Source organism: Streptomyces venezuelae, assembly GCF_008642295.1.
GTDB lineage: Bacteria > Actinomycetota > Actinomycetes > Streptomycetales > Streptomycetaceae > Streptomyces > Streptomyces venezuelae_C.
Genome location: NZ_CP029190.1, coordinates 122,672 through 147,848 on the forward strand (window position 1 = coordinate 122,672; position 25,177 = coordinate 147,848).

At 70.1% G+C, this 25,177-nt stretch carries 30 protein-coding genes, 1 pseudogene and 1 riboswitch; of the genes and pseudogenes, 16 read left to right on the plus strand and 15 right to left on the minus strand.

Going from position 1 to position 25,177, the window contains the following annotated elements:
• The first annotated feature begins 177 nt into the window (after window positions 1–177).
• On the plus strand, window positions 178–642 hold the full coding sequence (locus DEJ50_RS00700) for an ester cyclase (RefSeq protein WP_150205470.1): 465 nt from the start codon (window positions 178–180) through the stop codon (window positions 640–642).
• 148 nt (window positions 643–790) lie between these two features.
• Here DEJ50_RS00700 and DEJ50_RS00705 read toward each other — a convergent pair whose 3' ends face one another.
• Window positions 791–1,342, minus strand: coding sequence for a MarR family winged helix-turn-helix transcriptional regulator (locus DEJ50_RS00705; protein WP_150205471.1), 552 nt, complete (start codon window positions 1,340–1,342; stop codon window positions 791–793).
• A gap of 137 nt (window positions 1,343–1,479) precedes the next feature.
• On the opposite strand from DEJ50_RS00705, the gene DEJ50_RS00710 reads away from it, so the two are divergent.
• Entirely contained in the window at window positions 1,480–2,079 is a 600-nt protein-coding gene (locus DEJ50_RS00710) for a malonic semialdehyde reductase (RefSeq protein WP_150205472.1), read from the plus strand.
• A gap of 30 nt (window positions 2,080–2,109) precedes the next feature.
• Window positions 2,110–3,336, plus strand: coding sequence for an MFS transporter (locus DEJ50_RS00715; protein ID WP_150205473.1), 1,227 nt, complete (start codon window positions 2,110–2,112; stop codon window positions 3,334–3,336).
• Window positions 3,337–3,368: 32 nt separating this feature from the next.
• Here the strand turns inward: DEJ50_RS00715 and DEJ50_RS00720 are convergent, their stop codons facing one another.
• Complete coding sequence (locus DEJ50_RS00720; protein ID WP_223837496.1) at window positions 3,369–3,929, minus strand: DUF6817 domain-containing protein; 561 nt, start codon at window positions 3,927–3,929, stop codon at window positions 3,369–3,371.
• 96 nt (window positions 3,930–4,025) lie between these two features.
• Window positions 4,026–4,649 carry a histidine phosphatase family protein gene (locus DEJ50_RS00725; protein ID WP_150211789.1) on the minus strand — a complete coding sequence of 208 codons (624 nt, stop codon included), beginning with the start codon at window positions 4,647–4,649 and terminating at the stop codon, window positions 4,026–4,028.
• A 181-nt stretch (window positions 4,650–4,830) separates the two neighbouring features.
• Here DEJ50_RS00725 and DEJ50_RS00730 point away from each other — a divergent pair, with 181 nt between their 5' ends.
• Both DEJ50_RS00730 and DEJ50_RS00735 read left to right on the plus strand, forming a co-directional pair.
• A complete protein-coding gene (locus DEJ50_RS00730; RefSeq protein WP_150205474.1) occupies window positions 4,831–6,438 on the plus strand; it encodes an FG-GAP repeat domain-containing protein in 1,608 nt (535 codons plus the stop codon).
• 103 nt (window positions 6,439–6,541) lie between these two features.
• The gene (locus tag DEJ50_RS00735; protein ID WP_150205475.1) at window positions 6,542–8,083 is read left to right on the plus strand and encodes a fused MFS/spermidine synthase; all 1,542 of its coding nucleotides are present in this window, start codon (window positions 6,542–6,544) and stop codon (window positions 8,081–8,083) included.
• A gap of 19 nt (window positions 8,084–8,102) precedes the next feature.
• Here DEJ50_RS00735 and DEJ50_RS00740 read toward each other — a convergent pair whose 3' ends face one another.
• From DEJ50_RS00740 to DEJ50_RS00760, 5 genes are all read right to left on the minus strand, one after another.
• On the minus strand, window positions 8,103–8,603 hold the full coding sequence (locus tag DEJ50_RS00740) for an RDD family protein (RefSeq protein WP_411757664.1): 501 nt from the start codon (window positions 8,601–8,603) through the stop codon (window positions 8,103–8,105).
• Between the two features lie 91 nt (window positions 8,604–8,694).
• On the minus strand, window positions 8,695–9,738 hold the full coding sequence (locus DEJ50_RS00745) for a methyltransferase (protein WP_411757569.1): 1,044 nt from the start codon (window positions 9,736–9,738) through the stop codon (window positions 8,695–8,697).
• Between the two features lie 84 nt (window positions 9,739–9,822).
• A complete protein-coding gene (locus DEJ50_RS00750; protein WP_150205478.1) occupies window positions 9,823–10,662 on the minus strand; it encodes a helix-turn-helix transcriptional regulator in 840 nt (279 codons plus the stop codon).
• Window positions 10,663–10,717: 55 nt separating this feature from the next.
• On the minus strand, window positions 10,718–11,788 hold the full coding sequence (locus DEJ50_RS00755) for an RNA ligase family protein (RefSeq protein WP_150205479.1): 1,071 nt from the start codon (window positions 11,786–11,788) through the stop codon (window positions 10,718–10,720).
• Window positions 11,778–12,773 carry an MBL fold metallo-hydrolase gene (locus tag DEJ50_RS00760; RefSeq protein ID WP_150205480.1) on the minus strand — a complete coding sequence of 332 codons (996 nt, stop codon included), beginning with the start codon at window positions 12,771–12,773 and terminating at the stop codon, window positions 11,778–11,780. Before DEJ50_RS00760 ends, DEJ50_RS00755 begins: the two co-directional genes overlap by 11 nt.
• A gap of 326 nt (window positions 12,774–13,099) precedes the next feature.
• On the opposite strand from DEJ50_RS00760, the gene DEJ50_RS00765 reads away from it, so the two are divergent.
• Both DEJ50_RS00765 and DEJ50_RS35115 read left to right on the plus strand, forming a co-directional pair.
• The gene (locus DEJ50_RS00765) at window positions 13,100–13,843 is read left to right on the plus strand and encodes a dienelactone hydrolase family protein (RefSeq protein WP_150205481.1); all 744 of its coding nucleotides are present in this window, start codon (window positions 13,100–13,102) and stop codon (window positions 13,841–13,843) included.
• 27 nt (window positions 13,844–13,870) lie between these two features.
• On the plus strand, window positions 13,871–14,005 hold the full coding sequence (locus DEJ50_RS35115) for a hypothetical protein (protein ID WP_263399161.1): 135 nt from the start codon (window positions 13,871–13,873) through the stop codon (window positions 14,003–14,005).
• Between the two features lie 7 nt (window positions 14,006–14,012).
• Here the strand turns inward: DEJ50_RS35115 and DEJ50_RS00770 are convergent, their stop codons facing one another.
• Entirely contained in the window at window positions 14,013–14,774 is a 762-nt protein-coding gene (locus DEJ50_RS00770; protein WP_150205482.1) for a maleylpyruvate isomerase family mycothiol-dependent enzyme, read from the minus strand.
• A 132-nt stretch (window positions 14,775–14,906) separates the two neighbouring features.
• On the opposite strand from DEJ50_RS00770, the pseudogene DEJ50_RS00775 reads away from it, so the two are divergent.
• From DEJ50_RS00775 to DEJ50_RS00785, 3 genes and pseudogenes are all read left to right on the plus strand, one after another.
• Window positions 14,907–15,311, plus strand: a pseudogene (locus DEJ50_RS00775) (transposase); the annotation flags it as partial.
• Between the two features lie 162 nt (window positions 15,312–15,473).
• Window positions 15,474–16,415, plus strand: a complete 942-nt coding sequence (locus DEJ50_RS00780; RefSeq protein WP_223837498.1) for a DUF4344 domain-containing metallopeptidase — start codon at window positions 15,474–15,476, stop codon at window positions 16,413–16,415.
• Between the two features lie 133 nt (window positions 16,416–16,548).
• Complete coding sequence (locus DEJ50_RS00785; protein WP_150205484.1) at window positions 16,549–16,752, plus strand: hypothetical protein; 204 nt, start codon at window positions 16,549–16,551, stop codon at window positions 16,750–16,752.
• Window positions 16,753–16,762: 10 nt separating this feature from the next.
• On the opposite strand, the gene DEJ50_RS00790 is transcribed toward DEJ50_RS00785, so the two are convergent.
• Complete coding sequence (locus tag DEJ50_RS00790) at window positions 16,763–17,299, minus strand: hypothetical protein (protein WP_150205485.1); 537 nt, start codon at window positions 17,297–17,299, stop codon at window positions 16,763–16,765.
• Window positions 17,296–17,949: an alpha/beta fold hydrolase gene (locus tag DEJ50_RS00795; protein WP_411757665.1), complete on the minus strand. Its 654-nt coding sequence runs from the start codon at window positions 17,947–17,949 to the stop codon at window positions 17,296–17,298. Before DEJ50_RS00795 ends, DEJ50_RS00790 begins: the two co-directional genes overlap by 4 nt.
• Window positions 17,950–18,003: 54 nt before the next feature.
• Window positions 18,004–18,173: riboswitch (TPP riboswitch) on the plus strand.
• A 323-nt stretch (window positions 18,174–18,496) separates the two neighbouring features.
• Here DEJ50_RS00795 and DEJ50_RS34335 point away from each other — a divergent pair.
• Window positions 18,497–19,651 carry a CAP domain-containing protein gene (locus DEJ50_RS34335; protein WP_223837499.1) on the plus strand — a complete coding sequence of 385 codons (1,155 nt, stop codon included), beginning with the start codon at window positions 18,497–18,499 and terminating at the stop codon, window positions 19,649–19,651.
• A gap of 105 nt (window positions 19,652–19,756) precedes the next feature.
• Here DEJ50_RS34335 and DEJ50_RS00805 read toward each other — a convergent pair whose 3' ends face one another.
• Window positions 19,757–20,806: a hypothetical protein gene (locus DEJ50_RS00805; protein WP_150205488.1), complete on the minus strand. Its 1,050-nt coding sequence runs from the start codon at window positions 20,804–20,806 to the stop codon at window positions 19,757–19,759.
• A 33-nt stretch (window positions 20,807–20,839) separates the two neighbouring features.
• Entirely contained in the window at window positions 20,840–21,448 is a 609-nt protein-coding gene (locus DEJ50_RS00810; RefSeq protein ID WP_223837500.1) for a hypothetical protein, read from the minus strand.
• Between the two features lie 218 nt (window positions 21,449–21,666).
• Here DEJ50_RS00810 and DEJ50_RS00815 point away from each other — a divergent pair, with 218 nt between their 5' ends.
• From DEJ50_RS00815 to DEJ50_RS00830, 5 genes are all read left to right on the plus strand, one after another.
• On the plus strand, window positions 21,667–22,182 hold the full coding sequence (locus tag DEJ50_RS00815) for a GNAT family N-acetyltransferase (RefSeq protein WP_150211792.1): 516 nt from the start codon (window positions 21,667–21,669) through the stop codon (window positions 22,180–22,182).
• A gap of 207 nt (window positions 22,183–22,389) precedes the next feature.
• Window positions 22,390–22,656 carry a DUF4235 domain-containing protein gene (locus DEJ50_RS00820; RefSeq protein ID WP_150205489.1) on the plus strand — a complete coding sequence of 89 codons (267 nt, stop codon included), beginning with the start codon at window positions 22,390–22,392 and terminating at the stop codon, window positions 22,654–22,656.
• 125 nt (window positions 22,657–22,781) lie between these two features.
• Window positions 22,782–23,876: a glutamate--cysteine ligase gene (locus tag DEJ50_RS00825; RefSeq protein ID WP_150211793.1), complete on the plus strand. Its 1,095-nt coding sequence runs from the start codon at window positions 22,782–22,784 to the stop codon at window positions 23,874–23,876.
• Window positions 23,877–23,995: 119 nt separating this feature from the next.
• Window positions 23,996–24,151 (plus strand): DUF6131 family protein, encoded by a 156-nt coding sequence (locus tag DEJ50_RS33745; protein ID WP_190344188.1) that lies wholly within the window; start codon window positions 23,996–23,998, stop codon window positions 24,149–24,151.
• An 85-nt stretch (window positions 24,152–24,236) separates the two neighbouring features.
• Window positions 24,237–24,410, plus strand: coding sequence for a CsbD family protein (locus tag DEJ50_RS00830; protein ID WP_150205490.1), 174 nt, complete (start codon window positions 24,237–24,239; stop codon window positions 24,408–24,410).
• A 78-nt stretch (window positions 24,411–24,488) separates the two neighbouring features.
• Here DEJ50_RS00830 and DEJ50_RS35120 read toward each other — a convergent pair whose 3' ends face one another.
• Both DEJ50_RS35120 and DEJ50_RS00835 read right to left on the minus strand, forming a co-directional pair.
• A complete protein-coding gene (locus DEJ50_RS35120) occupies window positions 24,489–24,611 on the minus strand; it encodes a hypothetical protein (protein ID WP_263399162.1) in 123 nt (40 codons plus the stop codon).
• Window positions 24,612–24,728: 117 nt separating this feature from the next.
• Window positions 24,729–25,004, minus strand: a complete 276-nt coding sequence (locus tag DEJ50_RS00835; RefSeq protein WP_150205491.1) for an isoamylase early set domain-containing protein — start codon at window positions 25,002–25,004, stop codon at window positions 24,729–24,731.
• Window positions 25,005–25,177: the final 173 nt, after the last annotated feature.

A 25,177-nucleotide genomic window follows, 5' to 3' on the forward strand; every position in this document is an offset into this window, starting at 1 on the left:
CCGTATCGGTGCAGGCCACGGCCGGGGCGGGCTGGGCACGGCACCCGCCAGGCCGGTGAACCTGCGCGCATCCGCGCTGCGGTCGGGCGAGGCCCGGCGGAAGCGCCGTCCCCAGTGGGTAGCGTGACCGTCACCGCTGTCGCCGCCGCCGTTTCCGCCCGCTGCGAAGGAGTCGCCTTGGACCGTGACGAGATGATGCAGCTCTTCACCGCCCACCGGACTGCCGAGGCTGCCCGGGACATCCCGGGTGTGCTGGCGACCTTCACCGAGGACTGCTTCCTGGAGACCGTGCCGCTCGGCATGCGCAGTCAGGGGAAGGACCGGACCCGAGCCGCGTACGAGAGCCTGTTCACCGCCTTTCCCGACCTCGCGCCCGACGACGTGGGAATCGCGTTCGGGGAGGACGTACTCGTCGTGTGGGGCACCCTGCGCGGCACCAGCCTCGGCCGGTGGCTCGGCATGCCGCCAGGCGGCGGTACCTTGGCCGTGCCGTTCACCAACGTCGTACCGTTCCGGGACGGCCTGATGGCCGGCGAGACCCTCTACTTCGACCTCGCCACCCTCTGCCGGCAGGCGGGCCTCGACCTCGACAGCATCCGCGCCGCAGCAACCGCCGACCAGCCGGGAGACCCGTCCGTCTGACGCGCACCGCCGTCATCGTCATCGGCTTGCTCGACACCCAGAGTACGGACCGCCTTGTCCGCGCCGGCGGTGCCGATCCCTGCACCCTCCCTTCGGTTCCATGCCGTACGCCGGTGCGGAGCGATCCGCAGGGTCTCGGGCGGGGGTGTCAGCGAATGTCGGTGTCGCCGAGAGCGATGAGGAGGCGGCGCAGTTGCCCGGCGAGGGCATCGCATTCGCCCCTGTCGAAGAACGCGAGGAGGCGGGCCTCGTTGGCGAGGTGGTCCTTCATGTAGGCGCTGGTGAGCTCGTGTCCCGCGTCGGTCAGGCGGATCTTCACCGAGCGGCGGTCCCGGGTGTCGCGGACCCGCTCGACGAGCCCCTTGGCCTCCATGCGGTCGATGCGGTTGGTGATGGCTCCCGAGGTCACCATGGACGCTTTGCGGAAGGCCCCGGCCGTGAGTTCGTACGGAGGTCCGGAACGCTGGAGCGTGGACAGGACGTCGAACTCGCCGAGCTCGAGGCCGCGTTCAGCCGCGAAGGCGCGGAACTCCTTGTCCAGCGCGACTCCCAGTCGCTGGAGCCGGCCGAGCACCTCCACCGGCCAGAGGGCATCGGCGAAGTCGGGGCGTTCGTCGGTCCACTGCTCGATGATGTGGTCGATCGCGTCGGTCGCGTCGGTCGCGTCGGTCCCCGAGTCGCCGTCCTTCGGCCTGTGCATGGCTTGCCCTTCTCGGTGCCGTCCGGTCTCGTCCATGGAGTCCACAATATCTCAACGTTGAGACACTTGACGTTGATCGATCGCGAGTGATTTTATCTTAACGTTGAAGTTGTCAACCTTGAACGAACGGACCACTCATGACCCCGTCTTCCCTCACCCTTGATGCCGCCGCCCAGGACCTGCTGTTCCGCGAGGCCCGCACCGCCAACACCTTCACCGACGAGCCGGTGACCGACGAGCAGATCCAGGCGATCTACGACCTCGTCAAGTACGGCCCGACCGCCTACAACCAGGCTCCGCTGCGGATCACCCTGGTCCGCTCGGCCGCTGCCCGCGAGCGACTGCTGACGCACATGGCCGAGGGCAACCGCGCCAAGACCGCCGCCGCACCGCTGGTCGCGATCCTCTCCGCGGACAACGAGTTCCACGAGGAACTCCCCCACCTGCTCCCGCACTTCCCGCAGGCCAAGGACATGTTCTTCGCCGAGCGCCCGGTGCGCGAGAGCTCCGCCCTGCTGAACGCCGCGCTCCAGGCCGCGTACTTCATCATCGGCGTCCGCGCCGCAGGCCTGGCCGCCGGCCCGATGACCGGCCTGGACTTCGCCGGCCTGCAGAAGGAGTTCCTGGACCCCGACCACACCCCTCTGATGGTCGTCAACATCGGCAAGCCGGGCGAGAACGCCTGGTTCCCCCGCTCCCCGCGCCTCGCCTACGACGAAGCCGTCACCACCGTCTGAGCCCGACCGAACCGAACCGGAGGGTCCCTCATGTCCACCGTCACCGCAGCACGACCCACCGCACCGGCGCCGAACCGCCGACTGCACGCGCTCTGGCCGGCCCTGCTCGCCGCACCCATCGCCACCGGAGCCAACGCACCTGTCCTCATCCTCCCGGACATGGCCCGCACCCTGGGCGTCCCCACCGACCGGGCGACGTGGATGGTGACCGTCTTTGCCTGGGCCATGACCGTCGGCACCCCCCTGTTTGCCGCCCTCGTACGGCACCGAGGGCTCAAACCCACCCTCGTCGCGTCCGCGGTCACCGCGCTCGCGGGGACCGCGGCCCTCGTCTTAGCCCCCTGGTTCCCCCTGGCACTCGCCGGCAGAGCCGCACAGGCGGCCGGCGGTGCAGGGCTGGTGGCCGTGGCGATGAACCTCGCAGGTTCCACCCGACGCATGGGGGCGATCACCGCCGGGTTCGGAGTCCTGGGCGCCGTCGGGCCGCTGCTCGGCTCCGTCCTGTCGACCACGGTCGGTGCCCGCGCCCCGCTCACCGTCTCCGGCCTCGCACTCCTCGCCGTGCCCGCGGTCTGGCGTCACATCGCCTCGGGCGAGGCCTCACCCGAACACGTTTCCCGCACCACCCCGTTCGACGCCATGGGGGCCGGCCTCGTCGTGGCGCTGGCGTCCACTCTGGTCCTCGCCCCGACCGCTCCCCTGGCGGGCGGCGTCACGGCCGCCGCCGTGGTGGTACCGCTTGCCCTCCACATACGGCGCCGCCCGGACGGCTTCGTGCCCGCCGCCGCGGTCCGCTCACGGGCCTTCCGTCACTCGGCCCTCCTCGCGTTCGTCTTCTCCACCTCGTACTTCACCCTTCTCTTCGCCCTGCCGGAGCTTGCCCGGCAGCGGACGCAGTGGTCCGCCGGTGCGATCGGTACCGGCCAGTTGGCCGCGCTCCTGACCGGCTCCGCCCTCTCGTGGATCCTCGCTGCCACCGCGGGTCGCCTTGGGCACCGACGCTCGCTCATCCTCCTCATCACCCTGGGGATCGCCGCACCTCTTACCGCAGTCGCAGCGTCCTGGGCGCCGGTGCTCCTCCTGGCAGCCGCGACCGCCGTGTTTGTCGCGACCGGCAGCAACGCCGTCCTTTCCGTGCACGCCTCCCGACAGGTACCGCCCGCCCAACGGCCGGCCGCAATCGGGCTGTTCGTCCTCTGCTACCAGCTCGGAGGGGCCGTCGGCCCGACGCTCGCCGCCCTCGTGACCCTCAACTGAGAGGATTCGGGGGCGTACGGTTACCGCACGGTTCAGCCGAGGACCGTGGTCACTTCTCGGCGGGCCGCCTCCGACAGGAGCGGAGTCCAGGCCGTGAAGAGCTCGAGCAGGTCCGCCCCGTTGCGCTCGCGGAAGGACGCGTTCACCTTGGCCAGGTCCAGTTCGTTGGCCACCGTGAGCTCGGCGAAGTCGCGGCGCTGCTGGAGGGACGGGGTGAACTCTTCACCAGTGAAGCGGTCCCGGAAGGTCACCGACGCCTCATCCGCGGCGGCGAGGCTGGGGTAGGAGGCCTTGCGGTCGCAGCTGGCGTAGAAGTACACGAGCTCTTCCGCCTCCGCGCCGATCGCCTCGGCGAGGCGGGCGCGCTCGGAGAGTTCCAGGAGGCTCACAGGCAGGCCGTCCGTGCCGTAGAAGGCGTGGCACAGGGCCGCGGTCTGCAGGGCGGGCCGTGCGCCCCACGCGGCGAGCAGCGCCTCGACGCGCAGCAGGTGGGTCAGGAGCGTACCGCCGGAGTGCTTGGTGGTTTCGGCTCCCAGCTCCTTGAGCAGGGCGATCGCCGGGGAGTCGGTGTGCTTGTCGTCGCTGTGCATCATGTGCCCATGATGGCGAGGGCTTGGCGTCGGCGTCCGCCGGGACCGGCATACGGACACCGGGACCACGTCTTACGCGGCTGCGCGCAGCAGGCGGCGTCAGATGTGGGTTTCCGGGCGAAACCCGGTCCAGCGCAGCTCGGGAGGCAGGTGCCGCATGTCGTTGGAGACGAGGACGGAGGGTGCCCGCCCGGGCGCGTAGCGGATGACGGTGAGTGCGGCGTTGCAGTGGTTGAGGCCGAGCCAGCGCCATTGCGGGGCGTGCATGGCGTCCCGTACGAGCCAGGCGATCAGGAAGTTGTGGGTGACAACCAGTTCATGCCGGTCCTGTCCACCGTCCACGGGGCCGGTGAACGCCTCCAGCGCCTCGCGGGCCAGCGCAGGTCCGTGCTCGCGCTCCTCCTCAGTGGCTCCGGAGAGAAAGCGGAGGTAGAAGTCGGCGGACTCCTCCGGAAGCTCGTCCCTCGTCGGCATGTAGGGAACGTAGTCACCGGCGACTTCCGAGACACCGAGGGGGACGTTGCCGAGCTCGGCGCCGATCAGACGTGCGGTCTGCTCTGCCCGCTGCAGCGGGCCGTGGTGAACAGCCGCCAGAGGCACCTCCCGGAGGCGCTGCCCGAGCAGCGTGGCCTGCCGGCGGCCTCGGTCCGTCAGCCCGCCGTCCTCTGAGGCAGCCTCGCCGTGCCGGGCCAGGTAGAGGTAGCGGGTGGCTGTGCCGGTCATCATCTCAAACTCCTCCACGCCATCAGTGATCTTGTCTAACGGGGGACGCGGCTTCCTCCCCCGCTGGTTTCCCTGCCTGTTCACACGCCGTGTTCGCCGTTCACGCACGGACGCGTGTTCCCTGGCACACAGCACGACGTGCCCGGGTGGGGCCCCACGGCTCGATCCTCAGGGGGGGATCTTGACTACACCGCACCGCGGGCGCCTGCGCCTGCTGGCCGCCGGGGGCGTGCTCGCACTGGCTGCCGGAGCTCTCGCCGCCGCCCCGAGCACTGCGGCCCCGCAGTACCGCGCGCCCGGCTCCGCCCTCGCACGGCCCGCGACCGCCTCGGTACCGGAGTCGGCCTCCGATGCCGTGCCGCGCCGTGCCGGCGGGTACCCGACCGTCGTCATGCCGGAGCGGGCAGCGCCATCCGCGCGGGTGGCTGCCGCCGCCAAGCCGCGGCACGACGTCGACGGCGACGGCATCAGTGACATGATCGTCATGGAGTACGACCAGCACACGGCCGTCTACCTGTCATCGATCCAGGCCTGGAGCGACTACGCGATCCACAAGACCGACCCCGAAGGCTCGTTCAAGGACCTGCTGCCGGTGGGCGATGTCGGCGGCACGACCAAGCCCGAACTGCTCTCCCTCTCCTTCGACGGCGTCCTCACGCTCTACGAGGCCGGTCTGGAGTCCACTTCGGCACCCCTGTGGTCCGGTGGCGGCTGGCAGAGCTGGGGAATCTACGACCAACTCGTGGGCGCCAACGACGTGGACGGCGACGGCATCGGCGACGTCCTCACGCGCACCCTGTCCGGCGAGCTGTGGTTCCACAAGGGCGCCGGCGACGCCTCCGCCCCGCTCAAGGCCCGCGGCAAGGTCGGCTCCGGCTGGAACACGTACAACGTGATCACCGGCTCGGACGACGCCGACGGCGACGGCCTGAGCGACCTGCTCGCCCGCGACCGCGAGGGCGTGCAGTACTGGTACAAGTCGATCGGTGGAGGCAAGTTCGCCGCGCCCGCGTACTTCGGCCGTGGCTACGAACGCAACGAGTTTATTGTCGGCGCGGGCACCACGCAGCTCTACGGCAAGGGTCAGAACCTCATGACCCAGACCGACAACACCCTGGCCAAGTACTACGCCCTGGCCAACGGCGACTATCTGTCGCCGCCGACCAACGCCGGCACCGAGACGCCCGGGTCCCGCAACACGTACGCCACCGGGCTCAACAACCGCAACCACGCCAGCTACGTGCAGAACATCGGCAGCGACCTGTACATCCGCGGCCAGAAGGTCAGCACGGCGTGGAACTACACCATGATGGTCGGCCCCGGTGACCTGTCCGGTGACGGCAAGGGCGACCTGCTCAGCCGCGACTCCGCCGGCGTCCTGTGGCTGCACCCCGGCGACGGGGCGGTGTACACCAAGCTCGGCACGCGGATCAAGGTCGGCACCGGCTGGAACGCCTACAACGCGCTCGTCGGCGCCGGCGACTACTCCGGCGACGGACGGACCGACCTGCTCGCCCGGGACACCTCCGGCCGGATGTTCCTCTACAAGGGCACGGGTTCGTCCACCGCGCCGTTCGCCGCCCGGGAGCAGATAGCCACCGGCTGGGGCGTGTACGACATGCTGGTCGTGCCCGGTGATATCGACGGCGACAGCAAGGGCGACGTGCTCGCCCGCCTCGCGAACGGCGAGATGTACCTGTACACCTCGACGGGCAACGCCGGGACGGCGACCTTCACCGCCCGGGTGAAGTTCGGCACCGGCTGGAACATCTACAAGAACATGCTCTGATGCGCCCGCCGGGCAGTTCCTCCTCGACCCAGGGGGTACTGCCCGGCCGGTTCGTGCGTACAGGATGGGGATTTGCCATGCTGTCGACCGGTTGCGTGCAAGGATGTCGCCCGTGACCGGATCGTCCTGCTCGCCCGTCGCCGAGGGCACGCCTCGCAACCGCGGTCTTGGTGCCCGTGCCGCTGCCGTGCTGGTGTTCGGGGCATCGGCCGCGGTCCTGGTGGTGGAGATCGTTGCCCTGCGGCTGCTGGCTCCCTACCTCGGCCTCACCCTCGAGACCAGCACCATGGTGATCGGCATCGCCCTCACCGCGATGGCCTTCGGTTCCTGGCTGGGTGGGCGCAGCGCCGACCAGGTCGATCCGCGTCGGCTCATCGGCCCCGCGCTCGGGGTGTCGGGAGCGGTCGTGGCGCTCACCCCCGCCGTGCTGCGCACTACTGCGGAGTCGGCACCGGCGATCCTGTTGCCGATCGCGTCGCTGACCATCCTCGTGCCCGGCGCGCTGCTCTCTGCCGTGTCTCCGATCGTCACCAAGTTGCGTCTGACCAGCCTCGCCGAGACCGGAACGGTGGTCGGCCGGCTGTCCGGCGTCGGCACCGTCGGTGCCATCGTCGGGACGGTCCTCACCGGCTTCGTCCTCATCGCACGGTTTCCGGTGAGCAGCATCCTGATCGGCCTCGGAACACTGCTGGTGGTCGGCTCGGCGCTGGTCGAGTGGCGAACGCGCGGGTGGAGGGGCACGCCTGCCCTGACGCTGGTGGTCGTTGCCGGCGGCCTCGCCACCGTGGTCGCGCCCGGTGGCTGTGACACGGAGACCAGGTACCACTGCGCACGGGTCGTTGCAGACCCCGATCGGGACAGCGGCCTGACCCTCGTTCTGGACGGCGTGCGGCACTCCTACGTCGACGTCGACGACCCGGCCTTCCTGGAGTTCGAGTACGTGCGCGCCATCGCGGCGGTGGTCGATGCCTCCTTTCCCGAAGGCGCGCCACTTGCAGCCCACCACGTCGGTGGCGGCGGTCTCACCTTTCCCCGGTACCTCGCGGCCACGCGACCCGGGACGCGCAGCCTCGTATCCGAGATCGACGGCGGGGTGGTGCGGATCGACCGCGACCGACTGGGTCTGAGCGAAGAAGGCGGTATCGACGTACGCGTCGAGGACGGCAGGCTCGGGCTGCGGCGCCTGGAGGCAGACAGTCGTGACCTCGTCGTCGGCGACGCCTTCGGGGGCGTCAGCGTGCCGTGGCACCTCACTACGGTGGAAGCGCTGGCCGAGGTACGGCGGGTGCTCGATGAGGACGGCCTGTACGTCGCCAACCTCATCGATCACGGTGGTCTGGCCTTCGCACGCGCCGAAGTAGCCACCCTCGAAGCGGCCTTCGGGCATGTCGCCCTCATCGGCGAACCCTCCGACATCGGCCTCGATCCGACCAGCACTTCGAGGGGAGGCAATCTGGTGGTGCTCGCCTCTGACGGGCCGGTCGATCTGCCCGCGATCCAGGAGGCGTTGGACGCCCGGCGCACCGGATGGCAGATCTCCGCAGGCGTCGGCCTCGGTTCTTGGATCGGTGGCGCCCAACTGCTCACGGACGACTACGCACCCGTCGACCAGCTCCTCCAGCCCTACCGTCAACAGCGGACGTAGCCGGACCACTTCGGGGGAGTCAGCCGTGCAAGTCCCGGCGGCAGGCGTAGCGGAGTCCGGCCAGGTCGCCGTGGTAGAGCTCGCCGTCGTCGTTGTCGGCCACCGTGCCGCGGGCGGGCCCGCCGCCACCGATGCCGCGGAAGAACGCTCTCAGCCCGTAGTAAGGCTGGAGCGGCAGCCAGCAAAGCCCCGACAGCCACCGGTAGATCGTCCGCCAGAACCCCGGCCGCCGTCCGTCGGCGGCACGAATCACCCGGATGCCGGTCAGCAGCTTGCCGATGCTGGCCCGGACCACGTACGTCAACAGCACCTGGTTGGCGAAGGACAGGCCGAGCAGGAGTGCGAGGGCGGTCAGCGGGCGGCCGTCCTCACCACGCATGACCAGGTAGGGCACGGAGATGACGAGGAGCAGGTCCACCGTTACCGCGAGGAGGCGTCGCCCTTCCCCGGCGGGCCGCGGAACCCGCACCCGCGTCTGCGGGTGCGGGTGCGGATACGTTCCTGCAGTGCCCCCGTACACAGGCTGGCTGCTGGACGGATGTGGCTGATTCCCCTGTGCCGTGATCATGCGTGCATGATGCCGTATCGGCCGACCCACCTGCGGTCCGTGGTCAGTCGGCCACGGCCTCGATCAGGGAGTACGGGGCGGCCTCCGCGAGCGGGGTGACCGATGTGACGCGCAGGCCCGCCTGCCGGCACAGCTCCTCGAAGTCTTCGCGGGTGCGTTCCCTGCCGCCGACGTTCACCATCATGTTGAGGTCGCTCAGGTAGGTTCCCTCGTCCTCGGATCCGACGAGCTCGGGAAGCACCGGCTCCACGATCAGGACGACGCCGCCGGCCGGCAGCACCTGGCGGCAGTGGCGCAGGATCGTGACCGCCTGGGCGTCCGTCCAGTCGTGCAGGATGCTCTTCACGAGGTACACGTCCGAGCCCTGCGGGACCGCTTTGAAGAAGTCCCCGGCGACAAGGGCGCAGCGCTTCTCCAGCCCGTGGCGGGCCAGTGTGTTCGCGGCCTCTGCGAGGCCGTCGGCGGTGTCGAAGACCACGCCGGTGAGACCCGGGTGTGCTGCGAGGACGGCGGCCAGGAGGGTGCCGCTGCCTCCGCCGACGTCCGTGACCGAGGCGAACCGGCTGAAGTCGAAGGCCTGCGGCAGCACGGCGGCGGTCTCGGAGACGACCTGGCTCATCGCCGCGTTGAAGTCTGCGGAGAGCTCGGGGTGCCGGGCGAGGTGGCTGAAGAAGTCGGTGCCGAAGACGGAGTCAAAGGCGATCTCCCCCGTACGGACACTGCTGTCCAGGTGCTCCCAGGCGCGCACGATCGCCGGATCGGTGAACATACGGACGAACGAGGTGAGGGATTCGGGGTGGTCCGGGGTGAGGAGGGCTCCCGCCGGGGTCACCGTGAAGGTGTCGGGGGTGTGTTCCGCGAGCAGGCCGAGGGCGGTCAGGGCGCGCAGCAGGCGGGTCATGGGCTGGTGCGCGGTCCCTGCTCCGGCGGCCACCTCGGCGGCTGTGCGCGGCCCGTCGCCGATGCGTTCCACGACTCCCAGGCGGACCGCCGCGCGCAGGGTGTGTGCGGCCATGCTCCCGAACGCGAGCCGGACGACGAGTTCCCGGCCGGCCGCCGTCTGTGCGGCTCGGACCTCGGTGTTCATCACAGGTCTTGCTTCCTTCCTTCGATTCGACCGATCACATCGCCGGTCGTTCTTCCGGTCTGGATCTGGATACGGAGAGGGGGATCAGGGCTCGGTGGATGCGGCGGTCAGGCCGGCCAGTGCGGCGGGTGTGCACCCGGCGAGGGCCTGGACGTCGCGGTGGAGATGGGGCTGGTCGGCGTATCCACAGGCCATGGCGACGTCGCCGGCGCGCTCGCCGGCGAGGAGGGCCCGGGCGGCGTGGTCGAAGCGGACCAGCATGGCGGCGCGTTTGGGGGTCAGGCCGATCTGGGAACTGAACCTGGCCCAGAGCCGCTTGCGGCTCCATCCGCAGGACGCGGCGAGGTCGCCGACCCGTACCCGGCCGCGACCGGCCACGATGGCGTCCCAGGCGGCGGCGACCTCCGCCGCCATGGGCGGGGTCCGGGTCCCTGCGGCCCTGCGTCGGAGGAATGCGTCCGTGAGCGCGAGGCGTTCCTGCCAGGACGCGGTGTCGGCCAACTGCTCGCGCAGCAGCCGAGCGTGCCGCCCCCAGAGGTCCTCGAGTCCGGTGATGGAGCCGTCCAGTTCGAGCGGGGAAACACCCAGCAGGGCGTAGGCGGCCCGGGGTGACAGCGCCACCTCGACGCATTCGACGCCCTGGCCGCGGATTCGGGCCGGACCCGGTGAGAGGGAGGCGACGAGACCCTTCAGTGGCCGGTGCCCGGAGGCGCTCTCCACCGTGACCGGGCCGGCTCCGAGCCCGATGACGACGATCACGGCGGGCTGCGGCAGCACCCGCATGTCCAGCCCGCCGGCCGTACGGTCCCGGAACCCGGCCATCCGTACGCCGTCGAGAGAGGTGCCGCCGAGGGGGCGGGCTACCTCCCAGCGGTCGTCAGCAGTGTGTTCCGGGGGCGTGTCCCCCGCGTCGTTCTTGGGCATGCATCCAGGCTCGCCGAAGTCGCGGGCCTTGTCTTGGACGAAAGTTCCAGTTCTTCTACGGCCGGCCGACTGCCCGGCGGTCGGCGGCGTCGAAGCGGGCGAGGGCGAGCGCGCCGGCGCGCAGCGCCCGCTCCAGGGTCTGGGCGAGGCCCTGGTCGAGGCCGCCGAGGGCCTCGGCGGCCTCCTCGACCGCGTCCCGGGCGATCTCCTCGGCGATCTCCTCGGCCGGGGTGCGCGGGCCCAGTTTGCTGACGGCTGCCGCCGCCCGGGCCGGGGTGAGCAGCGCGGCGGCCTGGCCGAGGAGCCAGCCGGGCACGCCCGCCGCGCCTTCGGCCGGTGCCCGGTACGGGCGCGAGCCGTCGAAGCGCTCGTCCTCGGCGAAGGAGGGGTGCTTGAACTTGGCCACCGGGCGGGTGGGCGGGCCGATGCCAATGTCGGTGCCGATGCCGGTGCCGGTGCCGGTGCCGTCGGGGCTCCCCCACTCGTCGGCGGGCTTGATGACGAGCCCCTCCGCGAGGTTGCCGGGCAGCTCGGGCAGGCCCAGCAGGGCAGGTACCCGGGTCGGGAACACCGGTGTCCGTTCCTGCACCTGGGCGAGCGTCCCGCGCGCGATCAGCGGGGCGCAGTGCAGGCCCGCGGCGTCGGCGGCCTCCCGCAGCGCCCGGTCGCCGGCCCAGCGGGTGCCGCCGGCAGTCGTCTCGACCGTGGCGTCGAACGGCATCCAGAGCAGCCCCGGCGCGTACCAGACGCCGGTCTGCACCGGCTCCGTACCGGGCGCGGGCGGCACGTCCGGATGCGGGTAGCACCCGCCGGCCAGTTCGCCGTAGACCGTGACCGGTGCCGAGGGTTCGGTTGCATACGTGCGGCGCAGGGCGGCGGCGCAGCGGTCGGCGGCGACGGCCAGGGCCGGCCAGACCCGGCCCACGCCGAAGAACTCGTCGAGGCCGCTCTCGCCGAGCAGTTCGCGGCGCTTGGCCGGGTGTACTCCGGTGCGGTCGCACACGACGGCGAAGTTGGCCCCGTGGACCTTCTCCAGCGCGACCCATTCCCGTGCCGCCCGCGCCTCGCCCAGTCGGGCCCGGGAGGGGATCTTGGGGTACGGGGACCAGCCGCTGTCAACCGCCATGCCGGCCGCCGCCTCCGTGCTGGTGCTGTTCGGGCAGCCGGCTGTCGGGGTGGGCCCACAGCAGTACGTTGTCGGGGCGCGCGTCGCCGAAGAAGTCGACGACGTCCTGGTCCGAGTGGCGCAGGCTGAAGTGGGTAAGGACGAAGAGGGTGTCCGGGTGGGCCTCGACGACGGGCCGCAGCCGGCTCCACACGGTGTGTCCGACCCGGTCGGCCCGGTCGAGTTCGGTGTCGTCGAGGTAGGTGCACTCGGTGATGAGCACCGGGTACGCGAAGAGCCACGGGTTGTCCTCGAAGACGCTCACATGGGTGTCGCCGAGGAACCCGAACAGCGGTTTCAGCACCTCGTGTTCCACTTCGGCGCCTTCTTTGCGGCGCTGCGCGAGGATGCGCCCGAACTCGGCGCCGCCCCGGCCCTGTTCGGCGAGGGAGCGCCGCAGCTCCTCGTACTCGGGCAGCAGTTCCCTGCGACGCTCGGAGAACGCGTATCCCACGCACGGCACCTTGTGGGCGCACTCCACCACCCGTACGTGGTGACCGCGGCGGCCGAAGGTGAACTCGTCGCCGCCGCGCACCCCGTGCAGCCGGCAGTTGGCGGCGCGGGTGGGGTCGTAGGCCGTGCCGTGGTTGAGTTCGGCGGAGGCGCGCAGGAAGCGCTCCACGTACGGGAGGGCGGGGGCGGGCAGGTGGATGTCGACGCCGGCGGGTCTGGCGGCGAGGTAGTCGAGGTCCTTGGAGTGGTCGTGGTGGGTGTGGGTGAGGAAGACGGTCTCCGGCTGACGGCCTTCGGCGAGGCCGGCATCGAGCGCGCAGCGCAGTTCGGGGATGTGGAAGAACGTTTTGTCGTTGGCGCGTGAGTACCCGGTGAGGGTCAGCTCGGTGCCGGGAATGCGCCAGGTCTTCCACTGGCGGAACGGGTGTCCCCGGTCCAGCCGTTCGGGGTGGGCGGCGGGGCGTAGGGGGGTCCGCTCGGGGGCCTGCGTCATCGGTGCCTCCGTCGGACCGCTGTGAACTGGGTGAAGGCCCGATCGTAGCGGGCGGTGTGGCGGGGTGGCCTGGGGTTTTCCGGGCCTGCGGCACGTCCCGGACCGGCGGTGTTGGCGCCGACTTCGTTCCGTGAACTAGGTTGGGGGAATGACTACCGGGACGGCATTGCGCCACACACGGATTGACAACTCCCCGGTGCTCTTCTGAGCGCCCTACGGGCCGGTGCAGGCCCGCTGCTCGATCGAGGTTCTTGCGCTGCTGCGCGGGCCCCTCCTCCCGTCGTGTTGATCTCATCCTCGACACACCGACCACGACAGGAGGATTCATGCCCACCCACACGCTGCAGATCCCGACCCCCGACGGCCTGGCAGATGCATTCGCCGCCTTCCCGGACCACGGCGAGCGGCACCCGGGGGTGCTGATGTACCCGGACGGCCTCGGCATCCGGCCCGTGATACGAGAGATGGCCCGCGAACTGGCCGGCCACGGCTACTACGTACTCGTCCCCAACCTCTTCTACCGGCATGGCCCGGCACCGGTGATCGAACTTCCCGAGCACATCGGAGCAGAGACCCGGCCCCGGGTCTTCGCCCAGGTCATGCCCTTGATCGGGGCGCACACGGCCGAACGTGCCCTGATCGATGCCGACGCCTACCTCGGGTTCCTCACCAGCCGGCCCGAGGTCAGCGCCGGTCCTGTCGCCGTGACCGGCTATTGCATAGGCGGCCTCCTGGCGATGCGCACCGCCGCTGCCCACTCCGACCGGGTGGCCTCCGTCGCCGCATTCCACGCCCCGGTGAGCGCCGACGGACCTGATCTCTTCGCCAAGATCACCGCCGCGGTCCACCTCGGCCACGCCGAAGGCGATATGACACCAGAGGCTCTCGGCGAGCTCAACCAGGTCCTCCAGGTCATGGATACCGCAGGTACCGCTTACACGTCCGAGATCTACCCCGGCACCATCCACGGCTTCACCATGTCCGACACCGACGCCTTCAGCGCCTCCGGGCTCCAGCGCCACTGGGACCGTCTGCTCCCCCTCCTGGACCCCACCCTGGGCAACAACTGAGAGCACCTAACAGAAAGCTTCCCCTGTGTGGCTGAGTCGGCAGTGCTGCGGGAGGCACTCGAGCCCGAGCTGTACGCCGTACTGGCCGTCCCCCGCGCGGAGGCGGAGCTGTTCGCGATGTTCACCGACGCGGACGTCATCGAGGCCGTCAGGTGGCGGTAATGACTCGCTACTCCTCGGGGTCCCAGGCGATCAGCTGCTCGAACACCTGCTGGTTGCCCTCGATCTTCAGGTCGCTCAGCGTGAGGCGGCCCCAGACGAAGAGGAGCAGCTGCTCGGCCGTGCCCGTGGCCGAAGCGGAGGCGGGCGCGGCGTCGTCCGTGAGGGGTGCGGGCCAGGCGCCGGTGCCGTCCAGCGCGAGGAGCCAGGAGCGGCCCTCGGTGGCGTGGTAGTGGATGGTGGCGGCCTCGTGCGGCCAGGCCGCCGGGGTGGAGTTGCAGGTGTCGAGAAACTCGGCCACGCCGTCGATCGCGACGTCCGCCGGCATCGGCTGCACGGCGCCTGCGGCGAGCTGGGCGTCGTAGGTGTGCACCAGCACCTCGTGCACCCGGCGTCGGGCAACGCCCCAGGCATTCGCCGGCGACACGCCGGCGCCCCACCAGGCCCAGCACTCGCGCTCCGGGCCGGCCTCCCGCAGCGCACTCAGCAGCAGCTCGTTCGACTCGGCGTACCAGGCCAGCAGCGCCTCGAGCTCGCGCGGTGCCTCCGCGGCATCCTTGGCTGGCGGAGCCTCGGCCGGGCCCGCGGCGACGATCGCGGCCCACCAGCGCTGGCCCGTACCCAGGTGCTGCACCAGATCGAACAATGTCCACTCGGGGCAGGACGGCACCGGCGCGTCAAGGCTGGGCGCGGCGGCAACCGCACTCCGGAACGCGGCCGACCGCTCGTCGATCAGTTGCAGCAGGGCGGAATACTCAAGACTCTCTGTCACATCGCTTAGCTATCACCCCAGCTCAGCCGACCGCACCACATTTTCCAGGCCGTCAGCTGCGGGAGTCAGAGCACCTGATTGAAGGCCTGGTCGTAGCCATATCCCCTTCCTGGCTGGCTCGTTGAACGAGTCATGGGGAAGGGGAACGGTCCTCCGTGGATGGTGCCGGATGACCTTTGGGGGCGGATCGAGCCGTTGCTGCCGGTCGGGCAGCGGCGTCCGCGCCATCCCGGCCAGCTGGGAGTGGCTGCCGCAGGAGCTCGGCTTCGGGTCCGGGATGACGTGCTGGCGCCGGCTGCGGGACTGGCACGAGGCCGGGGTGTGGGACCGGCTGCACCAGGTGCTGCTGACCGAGCTGCACCGTGCCGGGAAGCTGGACTGGTCCCGGGCGGTGATCGACGGCTCCCACCACCAGGCCCGTCGGGGCGGCCCAAAACCGGGCCGAGCCCGGTCGACCGTGCCCGGCCCGGCTCGAAGCACCACGTCATCACCGACGCAGGCGGCACCCCGCTAGCCATCACCGTGACCGGTGGCAACTGAGGCTCCCCTGCGCCATTCGGTGGAACCCCGGCTCTGCTGCACGGCAGAGACCGGGCCGGTGACGGGCTAATAGGGGGACAACAGGACAGACAACGGGACACCATCCTCGACCGGACGGAGCTGATCAGGATGATGGGCAGGGGTGGCGGGTGCTCCGCCGTGTCGAGGGGCGCAGCGACGGGGGCTGCGCTCGTCGCCGTTCTGGCGACCGCTGGGTGCGGCGGTACGGGCAACGCCGCCGACCCGGCCGACGACGCGAACGGCAAGGTCACGGTCGTGTACGAGGACAGCACCGTCAAACCCGAGGACCGGCAGGCCGTCGACGTGATCCGGAAGTCCCGCGTGCTCGAACGGACTGCCGACTGGGTGAACGCCTCGGTCGCCCTCCCCCACGACCTGGTCGTCAAGGTCACGGACAAGGTCCCGCCGGGAGTCACGGACGCGGTCACCCAGCCCGACGGCCGGACCATCTACCTGCCTCCGGCATTCCTCACCGAACTCCGGGGCGCCCTCGCCGACGTGGTCAAGGACGTCAAACGGCCCGCCCTGTTCCCCGCGGACAAGTACAACGCCGACGACCTGACCGCGCTGTCAACCCAGTTCATCTTCGGCCACGAGATGGGCCACGCGCTCCAGCGCCAGCTCATGCTGCCGAACCTCGGTCTCGAGGAGGACGCGGCGGACGGGTTCGCGTCGTTCTACACGGTCAACGAGGTGGGACCGAACCCGTCGCTGGCCGCGGCGCTGCTCTTCGACGCCATCGCCCGCAAGGAGGGCAAGCTGACGCTGGAGGGATTCTCGAGCGACCACCCCGTCACCCAGCAACGGGTCTTCCACTTCCTCTGCTACCTCGACGGCAGCGATCCGAAGAAGTTCGACGGTCCTCTGGTCGGCGCCGGCTACCTGCCGAGGAGCCGCGCCCCGCTGTGCCCGCAGGCGTGGGCCGCACTGGACTACGGCTGGTGGACCCAGTTGCAGCCCCACTTCGACAGGGCGTTCAAGGGGCAGGGCGACAAGGAACAGGCTGCCGCACGTGCCCGGCTCATCTCGGAGACCGAGGCCTTCGCGGAGAAGCTGGACGAGATCCGCAAGGAGCAGTGACGGCCGCCGGCGGACGGTGGGGGCCGGGCCCGCGGCGGCGACAGCGCTGTCGGCCGCCGCCTCTGACCCCGACCTCGGGCAGGCTGCGTGCCCTCATGCGGGCCACCCGTGTGACGACGACCTGGACACGCACTTGGAGACCTTCGAGGTACTGCTGTCACTGCTGGCCGGGGGATCCGAGCTGGCCGGGGGATCCGACTACACCTGGGAGGACCTCGACGGAACCGGAACCGGAACGGGCGCAGGGCCCGAGGGGTCCCGCTGGCGTTGTCCGCGCAACGTGGCGGGCTTCGCCCGGTCGGCAGCCGAGGTGATCGGGCAGCACCGGCGCTGGTGATCAGCCTTTATCAACAGCTCATGCGCGAACCGTCCGGTTCCGCCTCGGCGGACCACCAGAACCAGGTCCGGGCGTCGTCCGGCCCGGGCAGAGCCCCCGGGTCCGGCTTCACCGCGTAGATCTCCTGGAGCGCTTCGGGTGAGTCGAAGGCGAGAGTGATGCTCGGCCGGTCGGCGGATTCGAAGCAGAAGACCGCGGCCCGGCCGTCGGGCCCCGTGTCCAGGTCGCGCACCGGACGCCATCCCGCCGCCGGCGCTGCCCGGCCGTAGTACTCCAGTACGTCCTCCCTGGTCCCGCGGTAGGCGTACAGCCGGTCCGCGGTGAGCCAGGCGCCTGCGGTGTCGTCGACGCAGGAGGAGCCGGCCCACGGGCCCTCGACGGGGACGGCCCCCTCGGGACGCAGTGCCAGCGCGGGCAGTTCGTCGAGCTCGGCCCGGGCCGGCCCGGTTCCCTCGCAGGTCTCGAACCCGGGCAGGAGGGAACATCCGCTCAGGCCGGCCCCGACGAGCAGGACGGCCAACAGCGCCCGCATGGCAATCATGTTCATGGCGGGATTATGGCCCCTGTCCGGGGACGGGAGGCCTCCCCCGCACGCTCCGGGATCTCGCCGTCGACCTCGCGCCAGAAGGCGTCGACGCGGGCATTGAACAGGTCCGGGGACTCCTGGAAGGGCTGGTGGGCCTCCCCCGCCAGGACCTCGAAGCGGGCGCCCGGGATGGCCTCCGCCACGGCCTGTCCGAACCGCGGCGGCGTGGCGATGTCCCGTTCACCGGCCAGCACGAGGGTCGGTGCGGCGATGGCGGGCAGCCGGTCAAGCGTGTCGTGCAGCAGGAACGGCTCCAGTTGACGCTGGAAGGCCTCAGGCGACTGCGGGTGCGGGAAGGCGAGCGTTTCCTCGATGATCCGCTGCACGGTGCCGTCGGCATGGGCGCGAGGCGTGTAGATCCACAGGAAGAATGCCTCGAGCGCGGCCCGCTCGTCGGGCGCTTCCGTCACCAGCCAGTGCCAGAAGCGGGCCATGGCCGTGAAATAGGCGTCTGCCCGCGCCCAGGTACTCGTGAGGACGAGGCTGCGGACCGCTTGCGGGTGGCGGAGGGCCAACTCCTGCGCGATCGCGCTGCCCCCCGAGAAACCGGCGACATGCGCACTGCCCATCGGTGCCCGATATCGGCGCGCATGCGAGGTCCGGCGAAAAATATGGACGAAGTAGGTTTCATCTGCTGATTCCGGGCTAGGCTGAAGGTAGACCTACGAAGCGAGCGAGGGAGCTCGACCGAAGTAGCCGACTGGGGCGGAAGCAAGTAGTCCGCCGTGGCCGACGTCAACGGTAGGGCTGAGAGGCCGAAGGTCGGGAGACCTGACGGCGACCTCCACCACCTGACCCGGGCAATGCCGGCGCAGGGAGCCCGTTTCGTAGGTCGTCTCGCGTTCTGCCTGCGGCTATGAGAGATCCGCCGATCGCAACCGGAGACAGCGTATTCACCTGCCTGGCGTACCCAGGTGGCTGCCGGGCGGGCGGCGCTGCGCCGCATGGGGGACGCTGATCGCATCGCCCGGAGCCCGATGATCGCGTTCGGCGAGCGGAGACTCCACGCCGATTTCAGCGAAGTCCGGTCGAGCCGGGACGTGCATTCGCAACCCGGAATTCCCGCTTACATTGAAATCTGTATCGGGGTGTTCCATGAAACCGAACCCTTTCACAACGGCGGCTGCGATGATGTGCGGCCTTGTCATGATGGGCCCGATGTCGGCTGCCTCCACATACGTGCCCGCCGCATCGGCACCTGCTTCCGTGGACAAATCTCCCCTGTGCCCGACGCCCAGCCCGCCGCCCGGAACGGGCTCACAGATCAGCGCCGCCGACGCCGCCGAAATCGTCCGCGTTCACAACGAAGCGCGCCGAGCGGCCATCCAGAAGTACAGCCCCGCCCTTCCCTTGGTTCCTGTCACGTGGAACCCCAAGCTCGCCTGTGATGCGCAGGCTTGGGCCAATGACCCTGCGTCCAGCCAGGGCGGTGCGCTCCACCACAGCAGCCGTGCCACGAACGGAAACCAGGGCGAGAACCTTTTCAACGCCTACCCCGGGCCGGCGCGTCCCATGATGGCGCTGGACCCCTCGGTGAGCTACAGCTGGATAGCCGAAAAGCCCAAATTCGACACCGATAACAACGCCGCGGTCAACATCAATGCACCCCAGGGAACCAATTACCTTGCATGGGGTCATTACTCTCAGATGGTGTGGATGTCTCCCGCATCGTCCACCACCGCAATCGGTTGCGGGGTGAAGCAGGGCGTTCCCGTCTCGGGCCGTACGGGGTGGATTCTGGTGTGCCGCTACACCGCCGCGGGCAATATCAATGGCCAGCGGGCCATACCCCCGGCTGCAGCGGCACCGGCGGCCTGCAACCAGGCCGCCGCCAACCAGGCCCCGACCGCCGCGACGGCCGCCCAGGCCATGACGTCGGTGACATGCCTGATCAATGCGCAGCGCACGCAGCGTGGGCTGCCTCCCCTCACCCCCAACCAGGCCCTGACGAACGCCGCCCGGCAGCATGCCGTCGCGGCTGTACAGCTGAAGTGGTGGGGACCGGGCAAGGATTCGCACCGCAACCCCCAGACCGGCTCGACACCGCAGAGCCGCATCCAGGCGGCCGGGTACTGTCCGAACCCCCGGTCGTGGGAGACCAACGAGATCACGTACACCGGCTGGGGCGGATCCGGCACCCCTCAGGCCGCCGTCAACTGGTGGATGAACAGCCCCGGCCACCGCGCCATCATCCTCAAGCCGTCCCTGCGCGAGATGGGTGTGGCGGCCCAGCCCGGCTCGGCAGACCGGGCCGGGGCCTCGTCGAGTAACGCCGGCACCTATGTGGTGAACTTCGGACGCTGCCAGCAGTGACTGCCCGTTGCCCTTGCTGTGGTGGGAGGGCCGGCCACCGGGTGGTGGCCGACCCTCCCCGCGCGTGCGGTCCGCGGAGGGTTACGGCCGGAGTCCGCGTCCGTGTCAGCCGACCGGAGTTGTCGGGTCCGGGGCCGGGTTGGGGGTCAGTGACCGTACCTCGAACCCGCACTGCTGGCGCAGCCTCACGGTGAACTCGACTCGGGCTGCGGCGAACTTGGCGGCCGTGGCCGGGGTCTGCGGCGCCTCGAACCTGAAGTAGGAGATGAGCGTCGTCAGGGTGGCGGCGTGGTCCTCGGTCTCGTACGGCAGCAAGACCTCCAGGTAGTCGGCGAGTTCCGTCTTGCTCAGCTCACTGCCGGACGCCGCGTCGAAGGGTTCGGCGGCGGCGCAGTACTCGGTGGGGGCCGTCTGCCCGGTCACCTTCGCGTAGCGCGCCACGGGGTCGAGTCCGGAGTTCTGCACCGCGACCGGGTCGGGCGTGGCCTTCGCCAGTACGCCGGCCAGCGCGCTCGCGGCCTGCCCCTTGGCGACGACCGCCACCGCCCGGGTCTGGAGGTCCGGGCCCTCGATCATGGCGGACAGCGGGGCCTTCTGGGTGGTGACGGGCTTGCTCATCACCTCGCCGTTCCCGACGACCGCCCCGTCGTAGGGCAGGGCCGCACCGGAGCCGATGCGGGACCACTGGCCGTCCGCGAATCGGGCGAGCGCGATGACGTACGTGTGTCCGGGCTCGAGCCGGGAGGCGCCCTCGCGGGCGATCGGAGTGCGGGTGGTGCCCTTGAAGGACCAGCCGTCCACGGTGGAGGTGACGCTGGCGGGCAGTTCGGCCGCGCCGGGTCGGGACCACAGCTTCTGCGCCACGTCGATCTTGACGGTGCGGCTGATGTAGCCCTCGCCGGCCTGGACCTCCTCGGCGGAAGGCGGCTGCTCGTTCTCCGAGACCACGTTGACGACCGCGACGTGGTCGGCGTAGGAAACCCAGTCGCCGGCCGTGCTGGAGGGGAGGGCCTCCTTGGCGTGCCCGACGATGACGGACGGACGGCGCGGGCCGTCGCCGTCTGAGGGAAGGGCCGAGAGCGCGAGGATGCCCGCGCCGGTGAGCGAGGCTGCCAGGAGGAAGCCGACGGCTCTGTTCCGCTTCTTGGACGTCATGGGAGTCATGGGAGTCATGCGTGCCTCCTGGTTCTAGTAGACGCTGTTGATGTTGCGGCGGTTGTTGGAGCCGAGGGAGTACACGTCGTTGATGGACATGCAGCCCAGACGGCTGTCCGTGTTGCCGACGCGGGGGTTGGCGTCACGGCCGTGCGTGAGTCCCACCGAGTGGCCGGTTTCGTGGCAGACATCGGAACCGTTGATCGGCCCGACCTCGGCGACGCTGGAGTTGTACCGGACGTAGTGCTGGTCGCACTTCTTGCTCGTCACGGCGTCGTCGCACCACGTGATCCCGATGGTGTCGGAGGGCAGGGCGCCGGACTGGTTGATGAGGTCGGTTTCGGCGTCACCGGTGTAGGTCCCGGAGGACTGGAACGACACCGTGAGGTCGGTCGGGCCGAACTGGTTCTTGATCGTGTTCTTGATGGTGGTCTTGACGCCGCCCGGTACGTTGCCCTGCGACCACACCGTGAACGTGGCGTTGTCCGTCTGGCAGAGCGTGCCGTTGCTCATCTCGCCGTCGTAACACGTCCAGTCGTAGTTCGGGTACATGTTGTCCAAGGCCACTGCCGACTGTGTGCCGACCATGAGCATCGCCGCCGCCAGAGTGACGGTGGTGGTTCCTCTCCGCAGACGCGGCATGGATGAATCCCCCGGGAAATGGTGTGAGTTGGTGTCTGTGCCGGGTCATGGACGCTCTGCGTGAGCGGGCCCGGTCGGCTGACATCTAAATGGATCAAGGCCGTCCGGGGGTGCGACAGTGGCCAAGATCACGTTTCGGCCCGGGGTCGAGGGGCGTAAAGCGGGACCGCGCGGAATCGGATGGACACGGCTCGGGACGGTGGCTGATGATCTCTGGCATGATCCGGGCCGCCACTGTGGACGACATCGCGGAGATCCGCGCGATGATCCGTGAACTCGCCGAGTACGAACGGGCTGCCGAGCAGGCCCGGGCAACCGAGGAGCAGCTCCGCGAGGCGCTGTTCGGAGCACACCCGGCTGCGTTCGCGCTGATCGCGGAGGACGACGAGACGGGGCAGGCCGTGGGCTTCGCCCTCTGGTTCCCCCGATTCTCGACCTGGACCGGTACCCGCGGCATGCATCTGGAGGACCTCTACGTACGGTCGCACGCCCGAGGTGACGGACACGGCAAGGCGCTGCTCGCCTCCCTGGCCGCGATCTGTCAACAGAACGGCTACGAGCGCTTCGAGTGGTGGGTCCTGGCCTGGAACGAACCGGCGATCGACTTCTACACGTCGCTCGGCGCCGAGCTGCTGAACGAGTGGACGGTATGCCGGCTGATCGGTGAACCCCTGGCAGCACTCGCTTCCCAGGCCCCGGCCGTCCACCACCGGGTTCCGGCCCGGCAGGACTGAAAGGTGGCCGTGGGTCCGCGGCCCGCGTCGAAGAATCTGCTGGTGGCGGGGGTGCCCCGTCGTGTACCGGGTAGGCGCGCCATGACAACGACAAGGCCGCGGCCGAGATCGAGAAGAAGGCGCACCGATGACGAAGGAATCCTGCACCCGTGGCGGTGGGCTCGGGCAGCCCGCCGGCTTGCTCACCGACCGTAGCGGGGCGAACCGATGAAGGCGCCCAAGGTCGCTTACAAGCCCATCGGTCTTGTCCTGGGGGCCATCAGCGGCATGATCGCGGGCGCCGCGTTCCGGCAGGTCTGGAAGATCGCCGAGGGCGAGGGCGACGCTCCCAGCGCCACGGACGAAGACCGGTCCTGGCAGCAGATCCTGGTCGCCGCCGCCATCGAGGGCGCGATCTTCGCCGTGGTCAAGGCCGCTGTCGACCGCTCGGGCGCCGTGGCCACCCGTCGGCTGACGGGCACCTGGCCGGGGTGACGAGGCCGCGGTGCCGACTCGTTCCGTCCGTGCGGAGCTGTTCCTGCCGTGCGGAGCCCGTGCGGGCGGCCGGCGCTGCCGGGCGTTCAGGGGGTGATCATGGTACATCAGGGTAGTTGCAGAACGTGATCACGGTCGGCGTCGAAGAAGAGTACTTGCTGCTGGATCAGGCAACGGCCCTGCCCACGCCCCTCGTGGAGGACGTCCGGCGTACCGCAGGTCTCAGCCCACTCGCGGAGCGTGACGAGGTCCAGGACGAGCTGCTGCAGGCGCAGATCGAGGTGGCCACCCCCGTGTGCTCCGGCCTGGAGGAGGTGGGCGGCCACCTGCTGCGCCTGCGCCACGCGGTCGCGTCCGCTGCCGAGGAGCACGGCTGCCGCATCGCCGCCACCGGAGCGGCGCCACTGCGCGGGGCCGGCGTCGTGCCGGTCACCCGGACGCCGCGCTACCTGAGGATGGAAGGGGAGGCGCGGCAACTCGTCGATGAGCAGTTGATCTGTGGGATGCACGTGCACGTTGCGGTTCCCGACCCGGAGACCGGGGTGGCGGTGTTGAACCGGATCCGGGTGTGGCTGCCGACGTTGCTGGCCATGTCCGGCAACTCGCCCTTGTGGGACGGGCGGGACACCGGCTTCGCGAGCTGGCGCACCATCGTGTTCGGCCGTTGGCCTGTCAGCGGCCTGCCGCCGTACTTCGAGAGTGGCTCCGACTACGAGCAGCGGCTGGAGGCGTTGGTGGCCTCCGGGGTGATCGCCGACAGGAAGCAGGCCTACTGGCAGGCGCGGCTGTCCGACCGTTATCCCACCATCGAGGTGCGATGTCTGGACGTGCAGCTACGAGCCGATGATGCCGTGATGCTCGCCGGCATCGTCCGTGCGCTGGTCGCCACGGCCATCGCGGAGGAGAAGGCCGGCGCCGCGCCGGCCGTGTGCGCGCCGGAGCTGCTGCAGGCCGGAAACTGGCATGCCGCCCGGCACGGCTTGAACAGCACGCTGGTGGACGTGCAGGGGCGCCCCCGCAGCAGCGGTGACGTCCTGTGCTCACTCCTCGGCCACATCACGCCGGCGTTGGAGGACGCCGGGGACGTGCGGCAGGTGAGCGCTCTCGTCCACCGGCTCCTGCAGGAGGGCACGCCGGCGGACCGCCAGCGGCGCGCCTTGGCCGAAGGCGGCCTGCCTGCGCTGGTCGATCTGATCAACGCGGCAACACCGGCCGGCTGATGGCGGGGTGCATCGGGCACAGCGCTGATACGGGGCGTATTCGGGGGCAGACGGCATGCGAGGCGCCACGGCGGATCCCACTCTGTTCCGCCGAATTCGCGACGTGGAAGCGAGGAATCATGGTTTTCGCCGGACTCGTCCTCCTGCTTATCGGCTTTCTGACCGGAATCTCCATCCTGTGGACCATCGGGGTCATCCTGCTCGTGATCGGGGCGGTGTTGTGGGTCCTGGGCTCGGTCGGGCATGCGGTGGGCGGCCGGCGCCACTACTGGTAGCCGGTTCCGATCATCGGGTTTGCCGTTCGGAATCCTGGTCAGGAGCAGGGCGTACGCATTCCATCTCCCCAGGGAGTGATGAACTGTGTCGGGCAAGGAGAAGAGCCGGGCCAAGGCCGAGCAGGCCAAGGGAAAGATCAAGGAGACGGCCGGCCGCACGGTGGGCAACGAAAGCATGACCGCTGAAGGCCGCGCCGAAAAGGCCAAGGGCGACGCCCGCCAGGCCAAGGAGAAGATCAAGGACGTCTTCAAGGACTGACTCTCAGCGCGGGGCCCATGAAAGCGGGAGACGCCCGGATCGGGCGTCTCCCGCCCTGTCCGGCCGACAAGCGGATTCCTACCGGTGCCGGGCGAGGCTGTGGAGGAGTACGAGCAGCGCGAAGGCGATGACGACCAGGTGCACCCAAGCGGGGCCGGGCGCCGGTGTCAGGGACAGCGGAGTGAGCTGATGTGATGCCATGACGCGCTCCTGCCCCCGGAAGCCCGGTTGACGCCCCTTGATGCCTCAGGCGCACTTCGTCGTTTCCGGGCGCGGCACCAGGTTCGGCTCACGGTCCAGGAGCCACCGCCGTGCGGATCAGGTGTGGAGGCGGCTGTTGGGGCCGTCCAGGTCGCCGGCGCTGTCGTCGTTGAACCAGTAGTCCCCGGCGGCCAGATACCGGAACGCGTGGACTCGTTCACTGGGCAGCACGACCGTGACCGCGCGCTTGCCGTCCTTGCGGGCCTTGAGGGTGTGGACGCCGGGCTGCCAGTCGTTGAAGTCGCCGACCACGCTGACCGGGCCGGGCGGGGTGTCGGCGGGAAGGATGAAGGTGACCTCGGTGCGGTCCTTCTTCAGCGTGCGCTCCAGCATGGGCGGGCTCCTGACAACGGCAAGCGGATAGCGGATGGGTCCGCAGCCCATCGTCGGGGCAGTGACCGCCGGCCGCACGTCGACCGAGCCGCCCCCGGCCCGGCATCACCCGGCCACCGCATCCGGCCACCCCATCCGGTGAGCTGATTCCGCGATTCCCGCGTCCTGCGCAG